Source organism: Streptomyces sp. BE303 (assembly GCF_036290945.1).
In the GTDB taxonomy this organism is placed as follows: Bacteria; Actinomycetota; Actinomycetes; order Streptomycetales; family Streptomycetaceae; genus Kitasatospora.
Window position 1 is genome coordinate 1 of record NZ_JAQYWZ010000876.1, and the last position, 325, is coordinate 325.

General features: G+C 64.6%; 1 protein-coding gene. It reads left to right on the forward strand.

Annotated elements, in window-relative coordinates:
* Positions 1 to 54: 54 nt before the first annotated feature.
* The coding region (locus tag PUR56_RS31290) for a Scr1 family TA system antitoxin-like transcriptional regulator (RefSeq protein ID WP_329951447.1) at positions 55 to 325 on the forward strand (271 nt) is incomplete at its 3' end.

Here is a 325-nt window from a genome sequence, read left to right on the forward strand (position 1 = left end):
TCACAGGTACAGGCGGACGACCGGCTGAGATTCCTGCTGACCCGGCAGAAGTTGTTGGACCGAAGTCCGGCGCCGGGGCTACACTTTGTGCTGGACGAGGGCTGTCTCCGTCGCCCGGAGGGCGGGCTCCAGGTCATGAGGCGCCAGCTCCGTCAGCTGGAGGAGTTGGCGGCGCGGCGTGACATCACCATCCTGGAGGGTCCCTCGAGTCTGGCGGAGGAGTTGCCCTTCACTATGATGGTGACGCTGCTGACCATGGCGGACAGGTCGCTGCTTGCCTACTCCGAGAGTCAGTTGCGCGGATTTCTCGTCCGGCGGAGCGAAA